The organism is Labrys okinawensis (assembly GCF_002982075.1).
GTDB classification, from domain to species: Bacteria; Pseudomonadota; Alphaproteobacteria; order Rhizobiales; family Labraceae; genus Labrys; species Labrys okinawensis_A.
In genome coordinates this window covers 336695-353293 of sequence record NZ_PUEJ01000001.1, presented here as the reverse complement: position 1 = coordinate 353293, position 16599 = coordinate 336695, and the positions used below count along the sequence as shown (strand labels likewise).

Below are 16599 nucleotides of genomic sequence, written 5' to 3'. Positions count from 1 at the left end.
TGTTCCTCGCACCCCTACTCGAACGCCGCCGATCCTGGCGAAGGATTTTGGATGGCGAAACAAAATTATTCCAATACGCACACCAGACTTGCCAAGCTGTACAGCCAATATTCGCCGGCCTTCATCGAGCGGACAAACGACGCGAATGCACCGAGCGCGAAGACGTGCCCGCCATCCGCGCTCGCGCCGGCGCGCCTTCCTCGATGCAGCTCCTATCAGCCAAACAAGGGCGAGGCGCCGCTTTCCGCGGCCGAAACCTGCCGGCGAAACAGACCGAAAAGCTCGCGGCCGGCGCCGAATTCGTTGTCGGCGAGATCCGGCTGGACATCGGCACGCTCGAGTGCCCCCGGCGTCAGGACGTCGATGGTGCCCGCAACCGCGTCGACACGCACGAGATCGCCATCCCTGAGCCTGGCAAGCGGCCCTCCGTCGAGAGCCTCCGGGCTGACATGGATCGCCGCGGGCACCTTGCCGGAAGCGCCCGACATCCGCCCATCGGTAACCAGGGCGACCTTCAGCCCCTTGTCCTGCAAGACGGAAAGCATCGGGGTCAGACTATGCAGTTCCGGCATGCCGTTGGCCTTCGGCCCCTGGAAGCGCACCACCACCACGGTGTCCCCGGTGAATTCACCGGCACGGAAGGCCTGCTTGACCGCTTCCTGGTCGGCAAAGACGCGGACCGGCGCCTCGACGAGATGGCGCTCCGGCGACACGGCCGAGACCTTCATCACGCCGGTGCCGAGATTGCCCTGGAGCCGCTTGAGCCCGCCCGTCGGCTGGAAGGGCTCTCCGGCCGGCCGCAGAACCTTGGGATTCAGCGACCTGCTCGTCCCCTCCGACCATACCAGGGCGCCGTGGATGAGCTTGGGTTCCCTGGTGTAGCGCGCGAGCCCCTCCCCGGCCACGGTGCGCGTGTCGGGGTGGAGAAGCCCGGCTTCGAGAAGTTCGCCGATCATGAAGCCGAGGCCGCCGGCGGCGTGGAAATGGTTCACATCCGCAAGTCCGTTCGGATAGACCCGCGCCATCAGCGGCGTCACATCCGAAAGATCGGCGAAATCCTGCCAGTCGAGCACGATCCCCGCCGCCCGCGCCATGGCGATCATGTGGATGAGCAGGTTGGTGGAGCCCCCGGTGGCATTGAGCCCGACGATGCCGTTGACGAAGGCGCGCTCGTCGAGCACGTCGCAAACCGGTGTATACTCGTTGCCGAGCGCCGAGATCGCCAGGGCGCGCCTGGCGGCTTCCACGGTGAGGGCGTCGCGCAACGGCGTATGGGGGTTGACGAAGCTCGAACCCGGCAAATGCAGGCCCATGAACTCCATCAGCATCTGGTTGGTGTTGGCCGTGCCGTAAAAGGTGCAGGTGCCCGGCCCGTGATAGGCCGCCATCTCCGCTTCCATCAGCCGGTCGCGCCCGCATTGGCCGGTGGCGAAGAGCTGGCGCACCTTGGACTTCTCGTCATTGGCGATGCCGCTCGCCATCGGCCCGGCCGGCACGAAGATCGCCGGCAGATGGCCGAAGGCGGCCGCCGCGATGACGAGGCCCGGCACGATCTTGTCGCAGACGCCGAGATAGACCGTGGCATCGAAAGTGTTGTGGCTGAGCGCGATTCCGGCCGCCATGGCAATGGCATCGCGCGAGAACAGCGACAGCTCCATGCCGGCCTGGCCCTGGGTGACGCCGTCGCACATCGCCGGCACCCCGCCGGCCACCTGCGCCGTGCCGCCGGCGGCGCGCGCCGCCGCGCGGATCAGGTCGGGGTAGCTCTCATAGGGCTGGTGGGCCGAGAGCATGTCGTTATAGGCGGTGATGATGCCGAGATTGCCGGCGCTGCCCTTGACAAGGGCCGCCTTGTCGTCCGCCGGCATGGCCGCATAGGCATGGGCCTGGTTGCCGCAGGACAGATGGGCGCGGACGGTGCCGGCCGCGCGGGCGCGGGCCATGCGCTCGAGATAGGGACGGCGAAGGGCGGCGGATCGCGCCGCGATCCGATCGGTGACCCGTACGAGCGTCGAGTTCAGCACCTGGCAGCCTTTCATTCGTTGGAGGACGATGCCGCCGCTTGCACGACACATCGTCCTCCTATTGGCTTCGTCGATGAGACGGCCTTCCGATCCCGTCAGGCCGCGACCAGTTCCTCAGGCGGGGCCTTGGCGCCGGTCATGAAGGCGACCGCATCGGACATCGTGTAGTCGCGCGGATTGATCACGCAGAGCCGGCGGCCGAGCCGGTGGATATGGATGCGATCGGCCACTTCGAACACATGCGGCATGTTGTGCGAGATCAGCACGATCGGCAGCCCGCGCCGCTTGACGTCGAGGATGAGCTCGAGCACGCGGCGGCTTTCCTTGACGCCGAGAGCGGCGGTCGGCTCGTCCATGATCACCACCTTCGAGCCGAAGGCGGCCGCCCTCGCCACCGCAACGCCCTGGCGCTGCCCGCCGGACAGGGTCTCGACCGCCTGCCCGATATTCTGGATGGTCATCAGGCCGAGCTCGGTCAGCTTCTCGCGGGCCCGCTTTTCCATGGCCGGCCTGTCGAGCATCTTGAACCATTGCCCGAGAATGCCGGGTTTGCGGATCTCGCGCCCCAGGAACATGTTGTCGGCGATGGACAGGGCCGGCGACAGGGCCAGGTTCTGGTACACGCATTCGATCCCCGCCTCGCGGGCATCGATGGGGGATTTGAAGCTGACGGCCTTGCCGTCGAGCCTGATTTCCCCCTCGTCGGGCGTGATCGCGCCCGACAGGGCCTTGATCAGCGAGGACTTGCCGGCGCCGTTGTCGCCGATCACGGCGAGGATCTCGCCGGGATAGAGGTCGAACTCGCAATTGTTGAGAGCGGTGACCCGGCCGTAGCGCTTGACCAGGCCGCGGGCGCTGAGAATGGGTTCCTGTGCCATTAGCCTGCAACCTTTCTGATCCACTGGTCGACGGTCACGGCGCCGATGATGAGAACGCCGATGAGCAGATAGGTCCATTGCGGGTCGGTGCCCACCAGCCTGAGGCCGAGCTGGAACACGCCGACGATCAGGGCGCCGAAGATCATGCCCAGGATCGAGCCTCGGCCGCCGAACAGGGAAATGCCGCCGATGACCACCGCGGTGATCGACTCGATATTGGCGAACTGGCCGGAGGTCGGCGAAACCGAGCCGAGACGGCCGATCAGCACCCAGCCCGCCAGGGCGCAGATGATGCCGGAGAGCGTGTAGACCTGGAGCAGCATCTTGTTGGTGCCGACGCCCGAGAGCTCGGCGGCGTCGGGATCGTCGCCGACGGCATAGACATGCCGGCCCCAGGCGGTGTGGTTGAGCACGTACCACAGGACCGCGACCAGCAGCACCATGGCCACCACCCCAGCCGTCAGGACCGCTCCGCCGAAGCGGAAGCTCGCGCCGAAAAGCTGCAGCAGCGGGGCCTGAGCCGCGATGTCCTGGCTGCGGATCGTCTCATTGGCCGAATAGAGGAAATTGGCGGCAAGGATGATCTGCCAGCTGCCCAGCGTGACGATGAAAGGCGGCAGTTTCATGCGGGAGACGAGCAGCCCGTTGATGTAGCCGCAGAGGGCGCCGCAGGCGAAGCCGCACAGGATCGACAGCGGAGCCGGCAGGCCGTACCGGAAGGTGAACTGGCCCATCACCACCGATGACAGCACCATGATCGCTCCGACCGACAGGTCGATGCCGGCCGTCAGGATCACCAGGGTCTGGGCCGCGCCGACGATGCCGGTGATGGCCACCTGCTGCAGGATGAGAGTCAATGAAAAGGCGGAAAAGAACTTGCTGCCCAGGATGACGCCGAAGATGGCGGTGGACAGCACCAGCACGATCAGCGGCACCATGGCCGGGTTCCCGTGCAGGAAATGCTGTGCCTTCTCCAGCGCCGATTTGTTGTGAACGTCGAAGCTGGCTACGCTGGTGTCGCTGCCCGAGAGGACTTTCTCGAAGTCCTGCGGACGTCCGACATTGGCCGAAGGATCGGTCATATCTTTGGTCTCCTCCCGTGGGGTGGTCGCCCCTCGTAAAAGGAGCGGCGCGGCGGCCGCTCCCTAGGAACAAGATTGAACGTTCGGGCTGGCCTCAGCTCAGCCCCAGCACAGATCCTTGCCTTTCTTGGTGTCGATGGATTCGACGCCGGAGGCCGGCTTGTCGGTGACGAGAGTGGCGCCGGTATCGAAGAACGCCTTGCCTTCGCTCGGCTTGGGCTTCTCGCCGCCATCGGCAAATTTCTTGATGGCCTCGATGCCCATGGCGGCCATCTTGAGCGGATATTGCTGCGAGGTCGCGCCGATCACGCCTTCCGCGACGTTCTTCACGCCCGGGCAGCCACCATCGACGGAGACGAGCAGAACGTCCTTCTCGCGGCCGACGGCCTTGAGCGCCTCATAGGCACCAGCGGCTGCCGGTTCGTTGATGGTGTAGACGACATTGATCATCGGGTCCTTCTGGAGGCAGTTCTCCATGGCGGCCCGCCCGCCCTCTTCATTGCCGTTGGTGACGTCGTGGCAGACGTTGCGGGCATCGCCCCAATCCTGGATCTTGGTCGGATTTTCGATCTTGGAAATGCCGAACCCGCTCATGAAGCCCTGATCGCGCAGGACATCGACCGTCGGCTGGCTCGGATTGAGGTCGAGATAGGCGATCTTGGCCTCCTTGGCCTTGTCGCCCAGCGTCGTCTTGGCCCACTGGCCGATCAATTCGCCGGCCTTGAAATTGTCGGTGGCGAAGGTGGCGTCGGCCGCGTCGATCGGCTCCAGCGGCGTATCGAGCGCGATCACCAGGATGCCGGCGGCGCGCGCCTTCTTGACGGAGTCGACGATGGCCTTGGAATCGGAAGGCACCAGCAGGATGCCCTTGGCTCCGTCGGCAATGCAGGACTCGATGGCCGAGACCTGGCTCTCATTGTCGCCGTCGATCTTGCCGGCATAGGCCTTGAGGTTGACGCCGAGTTCCTTGGCCTTGGCGGTCGCACCTTCCTTCATCTTCACGAAGAAGGGGTTGGTGTCGGTCTTGGTGATCAGGCAGGCGCCGACATCGGCGGCAAAACCTGGGGTGGCGAAGATGCCCAGCGACAGGACGCTGGCACAGAGCAAAGCCGACTTCAGAACGGGTTTCTTCATCATGTTCCTCCCATTTTGGAACGCCAGGCCGGCTTCCCGGCCTCGCTTTCGGGGCGCCTTCATTGCCGCGGCGCCTGCATTAAAAAACACCACACCTGCCCGCCGTGTCAATAAATAAATAAGTCTTATTTAGTAATTTGTTGACGTCCTTGCACGAAGCGCCCATTCTGGCGGAAGGAAGAATATCGCCCTATAGCGTTGGGATGAGACGGAATCATCCAGACTCGCAAAGACACGTCAAAACAAAGAGTTAAAGAAAATGCGCGCCACGCTTGGGCGCGTTTTGCTCGAGGGGAGGAAATGGGATGGAGGCTGGCACCCAGAAGGCCGGTTCGCCCGAACTGGCCGAAAGCCGCCATCATCGCGGCACCAATCAGAGCGGCATGCGCGACCACAATGAGCGCATCGTGCTCTCGCTCGTGCGCGAACACGGCGCCCTGGCCAAATCCGACATCGCTCGCATGACCAGCCTGTCGCTGCAGACCGTATCCGTCATCATGCGCGAGTTGGAGGAAGCGGGCTTGCTGACGCGCCAGGAACCGGTGCGCGGACGCATCGGCCAGCCCTCGATTCCCATGGCGCTCAATCCGCAAGGCGCCTTCTTCCTCGGCCTGAAGATCGGGCGGCGCAGTGCCGACCTCGTGCTGATCGATTTCCTCGGCAATGTGCGCTCGATGCTGCACAAGTCCTACCTCTACCCCGCCCCCGGCGAAACGATCCGCTTCGCGCTCGACGGCATCGCCTCCGTCAGGGCGACGCTCAGCCCGGCCGAGAACAAGCGCATAGCGGGGCTCGGCATCGCCATGCCTTTCGAATTGTGGAACTGGGCGGATGCCGCCGGCGCTCCCCCCGACATCCTGGACGAATGGCGTCATCGCAGCATCCAGGCCGACCTCCAGTCGAACTGCGATTTTCCGGTCTATCTGGAGAATGACGCCACCGCCGCCTGTGGCGCCGAGCTCGTCTTCGGCCAGTTCTCGGGCGCGCGCGACTTCGTCTATTTCTATATCGGGGCCTTTGCGGGGGGCGGCATCGTGTTGAATGGCCGCCTGTTCGGCGGGCAGACCGGCAATGCCGGCGCGCTCGGCTCCATGCCGGTCCCCGGCCCCGACGGCAAGCCGACACAGCTCATCGACGTCGCCTCCATCGCCATGCTGGAAAAGGCCCTGAAGGCACGCGGCATCGACGCCGCGCATCTTTGGACCTCGCCCGAGGCGTGGGGCGAGCTGGGCGAGGACGTCGACATCTGGATCGGCAAGGCGGCCGGTGCCCTGGCCTACGCCATCGTCTCCTCCTGCGCCGTGATCGATTTCGAAGCGGCCGTCATCGATGGCTGGATGCCGGCCGAGGTCAGGGCGCGCCTGGTGGGCGCGGTGCGCGAGGCACTCGGCCGGATCGATGTGGAAGGATTGAGAACACCCCATGTGCGCGAGGGAACGGTGGGCATCCATGCCCGCGTGCTCGGCGGCGCCAGCCTGCCGCTATCGGCACGCTTCCTCGTGGTCGCGGACGGTTCCAAAGAAGGCAGTACGCTTAAGAACGGCGACTTGCACAACAAGTAATGTATGAGTTTAGTATTATTTCGTAAATAACTGATATTATAGTTTTTTTGGTAATTTAGATTGTAATTTCTCTCCTCGCCGATCTCGCTGCCCCCACTCCCAGCAATGCGCAGAGCCTGCGGTGAACATTCTGCGAGATCATGAAGACAAGTTTCTTGTCGGGCGCCTGAAACCGCTGCACTATCCGGGTCACGTCAAAAATAACCATATTTTCAAAAGTGTACCGTATAGAAAAATAAGGTCATTGATATGCTTCGTAGCCTGGCAATCTTTCTCAGCTCTGTTGCATTGGTCGCCTGGGTTCCGCCTGCTCTTGCCGAAATCTCATCTGGTGTGCGGCAACAGAGCCATGATATCCGCGGTCTGCAACAGCCCGCTACGATGATCCTCGATCATTGGGGCATCCCACATCTCTATACCGCCAACCGGCGCGATGCGTTCTTCATGCAAGGTTACAATGCCGCGCGCGACCGCCTGTGGCAGATCGATCTGTGGCGCAAGCGCGGCCTCGGTCTTCTGGCCAAGGATTTCGGCCCGGCCTATGTCGAACAGGACCGCGCGGCACGCCTGTTCCTCTATCGCGGCGACATGGATAAGGAATGGCAATCCTATGGTCCCAATGCCAAGGACTATGCCGACGCCTTCATCGCCGGCGTCAATGCCTATGTCCAGGAAACGCGGGACGGCACGCAGCCCCTGCCCGAGGAGTTCAAGCTCGCCGGATCGCGTCCGGACCTGTGGCATGTCGACGATATCGTGCGCATCCGCAGCCATGGCCTGACACGCAATGTCGAGCTCGAAGTGCAGCGCGCGCAAATTGCCTGTGCCGCCGGGCTCGATGCCGGCAGGCTCCAGGCCAAGCTCGAACCCGAATGGACCGCGAAGCTGCCAGACGGCCTCGACCCCTGTTCCATACCACGGGACGTGCTCAAGGATTACACGCTCGCGACCGATCCGGTTAAATTCGGCGCGGGCAAGAAGGCGGCGCAGGCCTATGACCCCGATGTCCTGCTGGCGCAGGCACAGGCCAAGGTCGACACGATCGGCTCCAACAATTGGGTCGTCTCCGGCAGGCGCACCGCAACCAGCCGCCCGATCCTGGCCAATGACCCGCATCGCGACCACAGCGTGCCGTCCCTGCGCTATATCGTTCACCTGATCGCACCGGGCATGAACGTGATCGGCGCCGGCGAACCGGCGCTTCCCGGCATTTCGATCGGCCACAATGGCCGCATCGCCTTCGGGTTGACGATCTTCGGCATGGATCAGGAAGATCTCTATGTCGAGGCGCTCAATCCGGGCAACCCCGATCAGGTCAGATTCGGCGGGAACTGGGAGCCGGTCCGGATCCTGCGTGAAAAGGTCGAGGTCAGGGGCGGCGCCCCGCAGGATATCGAAATGCGGTTCACCCGGCACGGGCCGGTGCTCGCCACCGATACCAAGCGAAATCTCGCCTTCACCCTTCGCTCCGTGTGGTTCGAGCCGGGAACCTCGGCCTATTTCGGCTCGTCCGACTACATGACGGCGAAGAACTGGCCGCAATTCCAGGCCGCCATGAAGCGCTGGGGCGCCCCTTCGGAAAACCAGGTCTATGCCGACACCAAGGGCAATATCGGCTGGCAGCCGGGCGGGATGGCGCCGCGCCGCCTGAGCTATGACGGGCTCCTCCCCGTGCCGGGCGACGGGCGTTATGAATGGCAGGGTTTCATGCGCCTGGACGAATTGCCGAGCGTCTTCAACCCGAAGGCCGGCTATTTCGCCACCGCCAACCAGATGAATCTGCCGCCGGGCTACCCCATCGAGCAGCGGCGCATCGGCTTCGATTCCTGGGCCAACCCGGCCCGCTGGGACCGCATCGTCGAGGTGCTGGAGGACAAGAAGAAATTCAGCCTTGCCGACGCGATGGACCTGCAGAACGACGACACCAGCATGCTGGGACGCCGGCTGATCGCGCTGCTCAAACCCCTGCGATCGGACGATCTCCAAATTACCAACGGGCTCCAGCTCCTGCGGGACTGGAATGCGAGCGACGACCGCGACAGCGCCGCCGCGGCTCTGTTCGAGGTGTGGATCAGCAAGCATATCGGCCCTGCCTTGGTGAACGCCACCGTGCCGCAAGCCGCTCGTTCCCTCATTCCCAAGCCGAGCGTCGGCGCGATGTTCGACCTTCTGGAGAAGCCGGACGCATCCCTCGGCGCCGACCCGGCCAAGACGCGGGACACGTTGCTGCTGCAGAGCATCGGCGCCGCGGTCGCGGATGTCTCCAAGCTTCTCGGCGAGGATACCAGCCAGTGGCGCTGGGGCAGGCTGCACCATGCCCAGTTCGATCACGCGCTGCTGCCGCTCGCCGACCCCTCGACGCAGGCGCAGATGCGCGTCGGCCCGCTCGAACTCGGCGGCGCCAGCAACGTGCCCCATGCCGCCAGCTATCGCAGCTCGGACTTTCGCCTGACCTCCGGCGCCTCCTTCCGCATGGTGCTGGATGTCGGCAATTGGGACGCCAGCCGCGCCATCAACACGCCGGGGCAATCCGGCAATCCCTTCAGCCCTCATTATCGCGATCTGGCGCCGCTGTGGGCCAACGGGCGCTATGTACCCCTGCTCTATTCCAGATCCGCAGTCGAAAATGCGGCGAGTGAAATCGTGACCTACAAGCCTGCGCGATAGCGGAACAGCGCCTTCCGCGAGGGAACGGCCCCGAAAGGCAGCAGTTCGCCTAATTATTGAGCATGCATAAATTTTTGTCCGCCTCAAGCCGGCGCCGGCTCCTGTGGTCCGGCGCCGGCAAGTCCGGAAGTCATCGCCTTTCCATTATGCCGTGCGGCAGGCCCGGCGTTGTCGCAGACCGCTCCGCCGCGATTGGCACGCCGCTTGCTAGTCCTCCCTTTGGGATCCAAGAGCAAAAGGGAAGGCGTCATGTCGAAGCGAGGACAATTCGGGCATTACCTGTCGGGCGGCATCGTGGCGATGCTGATGGTCTGCGGCGCGGCCCGGGCCGAAGAGAACACCATCAAGATCGGCATCCTGCATTCGCTGTCCGGCACGATGGCGATTTCCGAGACGACGCTCAAGGACGCCATGCTGATGCTGATCGACGAGCAGAACAAGAAAGGCGGCGTGCTCGGGCGCAAGCTGGAAGCCGTGGTGGTCGATCCCGCTTCGAACTGGCCGCTCTTCGCCGAGAAGGCCCGCGACCTCCTTGGCAAGGACAAGGTGGCGGCGGTGTTCGGCTGCTGGACCTCGGTCAGCCGCAAATCCGTCCTGCCGGTCTTCAAGGAGCTCGACGGCCTCCTGTTCTACCCGGTGCAATATGAGGGCCAGGAGAGCGAGCGAAATGTGTTCTACACCGGCGCAGCGCCGAACCAGCAGGCCATCCCGGCCGTCGACTATCTGATGAGCCAAGAAGGCGTGAAGCGCTGGGTGCTGGCCGGAACGGACTATGTCTACCCTCAGACCACCAACAAGATCCTGCAGGCCTATCTGCAATCCAAGGGCGTGGCCAAGGACGACATCATGGTCAACTACACGCCCTTCGGCCAGTCCGACTGGCAGACCATCGTCTCCGACATCAAGAAATTCGGCTCGGCCGGCAAGAAGACCGCCGTCATCTCCACCATCAACGGCGACGCCAACGTGCCCTTCTACAAGGAACTCGCCAATCAGGGCATCAAGGCCGAGGACATTCCCGTCGTCGCCTTTTCCGTGGGCGAGGAGGAACTGGCAGGCCTCGACACCGGCCCGCTGGTCGGCCACCTCACGGCCTGGAACTATTTCCAGTCGGTCGACACGCCGGCCAATGCCCAGTTCATCAAGACCTGGCGCGCCTTCACCAAGAACGACAAGCGCGTCACCAACGACCCGATGGAAGCCCATTATATCGGCTTCAACATGTGGGTGAAGGCGGTGGAGAAAGCCGGCACCACCGATCCCGACGCGGTGATCGATGCCATTGTCGGTGTGTCCGTGCCCAATCTTTCGGGCAGCTACTCGACCATGATGCCCAACCATCACATCACCAAGCCGGTCCTGATCGGCGAGATCCAGGCCGACGGCCAGATGCAGACCGTGTGGCAGAGCTCGGGACTGGTGGTGGGCGATGAATGGTCCGATTACCTGCCGGACTCCAAGGATCTGATCGCCGATTGGCGCAAGCCGCTGTCCTGCGGCAATTTCAACGTCGCCACCGGCAAATGCGGCGGCCAGGGCACGAACTAGGCGCTGGCATGTTCTCCCGCGACCCCTCCCGTCTCCGCTTGCGCTCCGCCATGGGTGGGTGCCGTTTCCTCATCCTGGCCCTATGGGCCTGCCTGCTCATGCCCGGCCTCGTCCACGCCGATGAAGCCGGTACCAGGGCCGGCCTGGCCAAGCTGGCCGGTGCTGCAAACTTCCAGCAGGTCGAGGCGGTGGTGCGCGAGCTGGCCGGGAGCGGGGATGCGCTGGCGGCCCGCCCGCTCGCGGCGCTGGCCGATGGCAATCTCTGCTGGCGTCAGTCGGACAAGGCGATCCTGATCGCCTCCGGCAGCGGCGATCCGCTCACGATCGCCGATCCGCTCACCGGCGCCGACCTGGGCAAAGCAGCCAAGAGCGAACTCGTCAGGATCAAGGTCAACAACGCCATAAGACGGGCGATAAAAGAGGCGAGCGGCTCGCTCACGCTGGCTTCCAGCGACAGGGCGGCCCGCCTCGCCGCCGCCGCCGCCCTGACCCAGACCCCCGATCCAGCTGCGCTGCCGGCTCTCGACAGCGCCATCGCCAAGGAGACCGATACGATCGTCAAGGCCCGGCTGGAGACGGCGCGCGCCGCGGCGACCTTGTTCTCCGACAAACCCCAGGCCGACAAGAGTGCCGCCATCGGGCTGGTGGCATCCCTGGGCACCCGCGAAGCCGCCGCGCTGCTGGGCCGTTTCGCGGGCGGCGCCGACGGCGCCTTGAAGGATGAAGCCGCCGCGGGCATCCGCACCATCGATGCGCGCCTGAAACTGTGGGATCTGGCGGAGAACGTCTGGTACGGCATCTCGCTGGCCTCGGTGCTCCTGCTGGCCGCCATCGGCCTTGCCATCACCTTCGGCGTGCTCGGCGTCATCAACATGGCGCATGGCGAGATGGTGATGATCGGCGCCTACACCACCTTCGTCGTGCAGGAGGCAGTGCGCGCCTATGCGCCCGGCCTCATCGACATGTCCCTGCTGATCGCCCTGCCCCTCGCCTTCCTGGTTGCGGGTGCCGTCGGTGTCGTCATCGAGCGCGGCATCATCCGCTTTCTCTATGACCGCCCGCTGGAGACCCTGCTGGCGACCTGGGGTGTATCGCTGATCCTGCAGCAGGCCATACGCGTGATCTTCGGGCCGAGCAATCGCGAGGTCTCCAATCCCGGGTGGATGTCCGGCAGCATCAGCGTCGGCGAACTGACCCTGACCGCCAACCGGTTATGGATCTTCGCCTTCTCGATCGCCGTGTTCATCGCCCTGCGCCTCATCCTCAATCGCACCCGCTGGGGCCTGCAGATGCGCGCCGTCACCCAGAACCGGCGCATGGCATCCTCGATGGGTATCCGCACGCCCAGGATCGACGCGCTCACCTTCGGCCTCGGCTCCGGCATCGCGGGCATCGCCGGGGTCGCCCTCAGCCAGATCGGCAATGTCTCGCCCAATCTGGGCCAGGGCTACATCATCGATTCTTTCATGGTCGTGGTGTTCGGCGGCGTCGGCAATCTCTGGGGCACGCTGTTGGGCGCATTGACGCTCGGCATCGCCAATAAATTCCTCGAACCCTATGCGGGTGCGGTCCTGGGCAAGATCATCGTGCTCGTCTTCATCATCCTTTTCATCCAGAAGCGCCCGCGCGGCCTGTTCGCGCCCCGGGGGCGGGCGGTGGAAGCATGATCCTCGCAACCCTCCTCAAGAACGGTCTCGATCGCCGCCTGTCCATCCTGATCGCCATTCTGGTAGCGGCTGCGGTGCTGGTGCCGCTCCTGCACCTGGCCGTGCCGGAGGGCAGCGCCTTCCACATTCCCAGCTATGTCGTGGCGCTCATGGGCAAATATCTCAACTATGCCCTGCTCGCCCTCTCCCTCGATCTCGTCTGGGGCTATTGCGGTCTTCTGTCGCTCGGCCACGGCGCTTTCTTCGCGCTGGGCGGCTATGCCATGGGCATGTATCTGATGCGCGGCATCGGCGACCGCGGCGTCTATGGCAATCCCGTCCTGCCCGACTTCATGGTCTTCCTGAACTGGCAGGAACTGCCCTGGTTCTGGTACGGCTTCGACCGGTTCTGGTTCGCCGCGCTGATGGCGATGGCCGTACCCGGCCTGCTCGCCTTCGCCTTCGGCTGGTTCGCCTTTCGCAGTCGCGTCAACGGCGTCTATCTCTCGATCATCACCCAGGCGATGACCTATGCCCTCATGCTCGCCTTCTTCCGCAACGACATGGGATTCGGCGGCAATAACGGGCTGACGGATTTCAAGGATGTGCTCGGCTTTTCCCTGCAGGCGCCGGGCACGCGCGCGGGCCTGTTCGCCGCCAGCGCCCTGATGCTGGCCCTGTTCGTCGCGCTCACCGCCATGATCACCGCTTCCAAGCTCGGCAAGCTCATGGTCGCCGTGCGCGATGCCGAATATCGCTCCCGTTTTCTCGGCTGGCGGCCCGAGAACATCAAGCTGTTCGCTTTCACCTTCTCGGCGGTGATGGCCGGCATCGCCGGCGCGCTCTATGTCCCGCAGGTGGGCATCATCAATCCCGGCGAGTTCTCGCCGGCCAATTCCATCGAGGTCGTGATCTGGACCGCCATCGGCGGCCGCGGCACCCTGGTCGGACCGGTGATCGGCGCCATCGGCGTCAACTGGGCCAAGAGCTGGTTTACCGCCGCCCTGCCCGATCTGTGGCTGTTCGCCCTCGGCGCCCTCTTCGTCGCCATGCCGCTCCTGCTGCCGCGAGGCTTGGTCGGAGCCCTCGACCAGTGGCGGGGCTCGAAGCGGCCGCGCAAGACTTCAGCGCCTCAGACGCTTGCGACGGTCCAGGCGGCCCCCCGAAGCGAAGCAGCGCAGGATGGCATATCGTGATCCAGCATCCGCAAAGCATCCTCTATCTCGACGGCGTCAGCGTCAGCTTTGACGGCTTCAAGGCCATCAACAATCTCTCGCTCATCCTGGAGCCCGGTGAGATGCGCGCCATCATCGGTCCGAACGGGGCCGGCAAGACCACGATGATGGATATCATCACCGGGAAGACCCGGCCCGATACCGGCGAGGTCTTCTTCGACGGCGAGCACGACCTGACCCGGCTCGACGAAACCGATATCGCCAATCTCGGCATCGGCCGCAAATTCCAGAAGCCGACGGTGTTCGAAACACATACGGTCGAGGACAATATCGCTTTGTCCCTCAAGGGCCGACGCGGCATCTTCGCCGCCCTTTTCGACCAGCGCTCGCGGTCCGAGACCGAGCGCATCGAGGAGATCCTTGCCACCGTTCGCCTGGAGCAGCGGCGGAACGACAAGGCTGCCGCGCTGTCGCACGGCCAGAAGCAATGGCTGGAGATCGGCATGCTGCTGGCTCAGAACCCCAAGCTCCTGCTCATCGACGAGCCCGTAGCCGGCATGACCGACGCCGAAACCGCGCAGACCGGCGATCTGCTCCGGCAGATCGCCCGCTCGCATTCGGTCGTCGTCGTCGAGCACGACATGCATTTCGTGCGCGAACTCGGTGTGAAGGTAACCTGCCTGCACGAGGGAAGCGTGCTGTCCGAGGGGCGGTTCGACCATGTCTCGGCGGACCCGCGGGTCGTCGAAGTCTATCTGGGAAGATAGGGCAGATGTTGTTGTCCGTCAGTGATCTCACTCTTCACTATGGTGCCGCCCAGGCGCTGCGCGGCGTGTCGCTGCAGGCCGACGCCGGCAAGGTCACCTGCATCCTCGGCCGCAATGGGGTCGGCAAGACCAGCCTGATGCGCACCATCGCCGGCCAGCACCGGCCGAGCGCCGGTACCGTCAGTTTCGAAGGTAAGCCACTCGGCCGCAGCCCCGCCCATGACAGGGCCAGGCTCGGCATCGCCCTCGTGCCTCAGGGCCGTGAAATCTTTCCCCTGCTGACGGTGAAGGAAAATCTTCAGACCGGTTTCGCCCCGCTCAAACGTGCCGATCGCAGCATTCCGGCCCATATATTCGACCTGTTTCCGGTGCTCGCCCAGATGCTGCAGCGCCGGGGCGGCGACCTTTCGGGAGGCCAGCAGCAGCAGCTCGCCATCGGCCGGGCACTGGTGACCCGGCCCAAGCTCCTGCTGCTGGATGAGCCGACGGAAGGCATCCAGCCCTCCGTGATCAAGGATATCGGCCGGGCCATCGCGTTCCTGCGCGACAAAATGGGCATGACGATCCTCCTGGTCGAGCAATATCTCGACTTCGCGCGCGAACTGGCCGATCGTGTCGTCATCATGGATCGCGGCGAGATCGTCTTTTCCGGCGATGCCGCCGACCTGGACAAGCCAGATGTACGCCGACATCTCCTGCTCTGAGCTCAGGAAGGCTTCGCCCCGCCTCGAACGGGCCGAAGGCGTCGCGCGCCTCGCCTTTCGCCGGCGTGCCGGGGCTACCAGGCTCGCGACCCTCTATCAGGAGGGATGCGCCAAGGTAAGATTGCCGCAACCGCTGCCTGGAGCACAGCCGGAGGCCATCCTCATCAACACGGCGGGCGGGCTGACCGGTGGCGATAGTCTTTCCTTCGAGGTCGTGGCCGGACCGGGGAGTTCGGCCACCATCACCACCCAAGCCTGCGAACGCATCTACCGCTCGACGGGCGAGGACGCGGTGGTGGTCAACCGGCTGGTCGCCGAGGCCGGCGCCCGCCTGGCATGGCTGCCGCAGGAGACTATCCTGTTCGACGGCGGCCGCCTCGTCCGGCGTCTCGAGATCGATCTGGCCGACGGCGCCGAACTGCTCGCCGTCGAGGCCGTGCTGTTCGGCCGCGCCGCCATGGGCGAAGTGGTGCGCAGCGGCGCGCTCAAGGATCGCTGGCGGGTGCGCCACAGCGGCAAGCCGATCTTCGCCGATGATTTCCGCATCGAGGGCGATATCGCCAGCCGCCTTGCCGCCTCCGCGACGCTGGGAGGAAAACGAGCCATGGCCACGGTTCTCGCCATCTGCCCGGAGCCCGAGGAGCGGGTCGAAGAGGTGCGCGAGATCATCGGCAGCCATGGCGGCGCCAGCGCCTGGGGCGGCAAGCTCCTGGTGCGCCTTTTGGCCGAAGACAGCCTGGCGCTCCGGCGTCGCCTCGAGCCCCTTCTGTCGTTTCTGCTCGCCGGCCGTCCCCTGCCGAAAGTGTGGCAGCTCTAGAGGCCATGATGCCGTTCCCTCAATCGAAAACGCACGGAAGGTGGAGTGTCGATCTTCAGATCGACATTCTCGGAAACCTCACATTTGCAAGAAAGGGATGTCGATCTGAAGATCGACACTCCAACCCAGCGCCACCGCCTGCAAGGTGAGCGCCCGCTCTGCCTCCAACCACCGGACCCCGCATGAACCTCACGCCCCGCGAAAAAGACAAGCTCCTGATAGCCATGGCAGCCCTGGTGGCGCGCCGGCGCCTCGAACGCGGCGTCAAGCTCAACCATCCCGAGGCGATCGCCCTCATCACCGATTTCGTGGTCGAGGGTGCGCGGGACGGCCGTACCGTCGCCGATCTCATGGAAGCGGGTGCCCATGTGCTGACGCGCGAACAGGTCATGCCCGGCATCGCCGAGATGATCCACGACGTGCAGGTGGAAGCGACCTTCCCGGACGGGACAAAGCTGGTCACCGTGCACGAACCCATCCGATAGGTCGCCGGAGGACAGGTGAACCGAACAAACTCGATCTTTGTCATTGCCGGGCTCGACCCGGCAATCCAGCCCCTCTTTCGGGCAATGACGACCCAAATCCCTGGATGCCC

At 64.5% G+C, this 16599-nt stretch carries 13 protein-coding genes; 9 read left to right on the top strand and 4 right to left on the bottom strand.

What is annotated here, in order from left to right; all coding sequences use genetic code 11:
* Positions 1-215: 215 nt before the first annotated feature.
* The 4 genes from edd to C5L14_RS01670 form a co-directional block, all read right to left on the bottom strand.
* Positions 216-2039: a phosphogluconate dehydratase gene (edd, locus tag C5L14_RS01685; protein ID WP_181161008.1), complete on the bottom strand. Its 1824-nt coding sequence runs from the start codon at positions 2037-2039 to the stop codon at positions 216-218.
* Positions 2040-2119: 80 nt separating this feature from the next.
* Positions 2120-2902, bottom strand: coding sequence for an ATP-binding cassette domain-containing protein (locus C5L14_RS01680; RefSeq protein WP_105860291.1), 783 nt, complete (start codon positions 2900-2902; stop codon positions 2120-2122).
* A complete protein-coding gene (locus C5L14_RS01675) occupies positions 2902-3984 on the bottom strand; it encodes an ABC transporter permease (protein WP_105860290.1) in 1083 nt (360 codons plus the stop codon). The genes C5L14_RS01680 and C5L14_RS01675 overlap by 1 nt, the downstream gene beginning before the upstream one ends.
* A gap of 99 nt (positions 3985-4083) precedes the next feature.
* Positions 4084-5118, bottom strand: coding sequence for a sugar ABC transporter substrate-binding protein (locus tag C5L14_RS01670; protein ID WP_105860289.1), 1035 nt, complete (start codon positions 5116-5118; stop codon positions 4084-4086).
* A 305-nt stretch (positions 5119-5423) separates the two neighbouring features.
* Here C5L14_RS01670 and C5L14_RS01665 point away from each other — a divergent pair, with 305 nt between their 5' ends.
* From C5L14_RS01665 to C5L14_RS01625, 9 genes are all read left to right on the top strand, one after another.
* On the top strand, positions 5424-6680 hold the full coding sequence (locus tag C5L14_RS01665; protein WP_105860288.1) for an ROK family transcriptional regulator: 1257 nt from the start codon (positions 5424-5426) through the stop codon (positions 6678-6680).
* Positions 6681-7061: 381 nt separating this feature from the next.
* Positions 7062-9347 (top strand): penicillin acylase family protein, encoded by a 2286-nt coding sequence (locus C5L14_RS01660; protein ID WP_245443168.1) that lies wholly within the window; start codon positions 7062-7064, stop codon positions 9345-9347.
* 300 nt (positions 9348-9647) lie between these two features.
* Complete coding sequence (gene urtA, locus C5L14_RS01655) at positions 9648-10895, top strand: urea ABC transporter substrate-binding protein (RefSeq protein ID WP_245197130.1); 1248 nt, start codon at positions 9648-9650, stop codon at positions 10893-10895.
* An 8-nt stretch (positions 10896-10903) separates the two neighbouring features.
* Positions 10904-12562, top strand: a complete 1659-nt coding sequence (urtB, locus tag C5L14_RS01650) for an urea ABC transporter permease subunit UrtB (protein WP_428832591.1) — start codon at positions 10904-10906, stop codon at positions 12560-12562.
* A complete protein-coding gene (urtC, locus tag C5L14_RS01645; protein ID WP_105860285.1) occupies positions 12559-13737 on the top strand; it encodes an urea ABC transporter permease subunit UrtC in 1179 nt (392 codons plus the stop codon). The genes urtB and urtC overlap by 4 nt, the downstream gene beginning before the upstream one ends.
* On the top strand, positions 13737-14483 hold the full coding sequence (urtD, locus tag C5L14_RS01640; RefSeq protein ID WP_428832596.1) for an urea ABC transporter ATP-binding protein UrtD: 747 nt from the start codon (positions 13737-13739) through the stop codon (positions 14481-14483). The genes urtC and urtD overlap by 1 nt, the downstream gene beginning before the upstream one ends.
* A 5-nt stretch (positions 14484-14488) precedes the next feature.
* On the top strand, positions 14489-15187 hold the full coding sequence (gene urtE, locus C5L14_RS01635) for an urea ABC transporter ATP-binding subunit UrtE (RefSeq protein ID WP_428832590.1): 699 nt from the start codon (positions 14489-14491) through the stop codon (positions 15185-15187).
* Positions 15162-16004, top strand: coding sequence for an urease accessory protein UreD (locus C5L14_RS01630; RefSeq protein ID WP_105860284.1), 843 nt, complete (start codon positions 15162-15164; stop codon positions 16002-16004). The genes urtE and C5L14_RS01630 overlap by 26 nt, the downstream gene beginning before the upstream one ends.
* A 182-nt stretch (positions 16005-16186) precedes the next feature.
* On the top strand, positions 16187-16489 hold the full coding sequence (locus tag C5L14_RS01625) for an urease subunit gamma (RefSeq protein ID WP_105860283.1): 303 nt from the start codon (positions 16187-16189) through the stop codon (positions 16487-16489).
* Positions 16490-16599 lie beyond the last annotated feature (110 nt).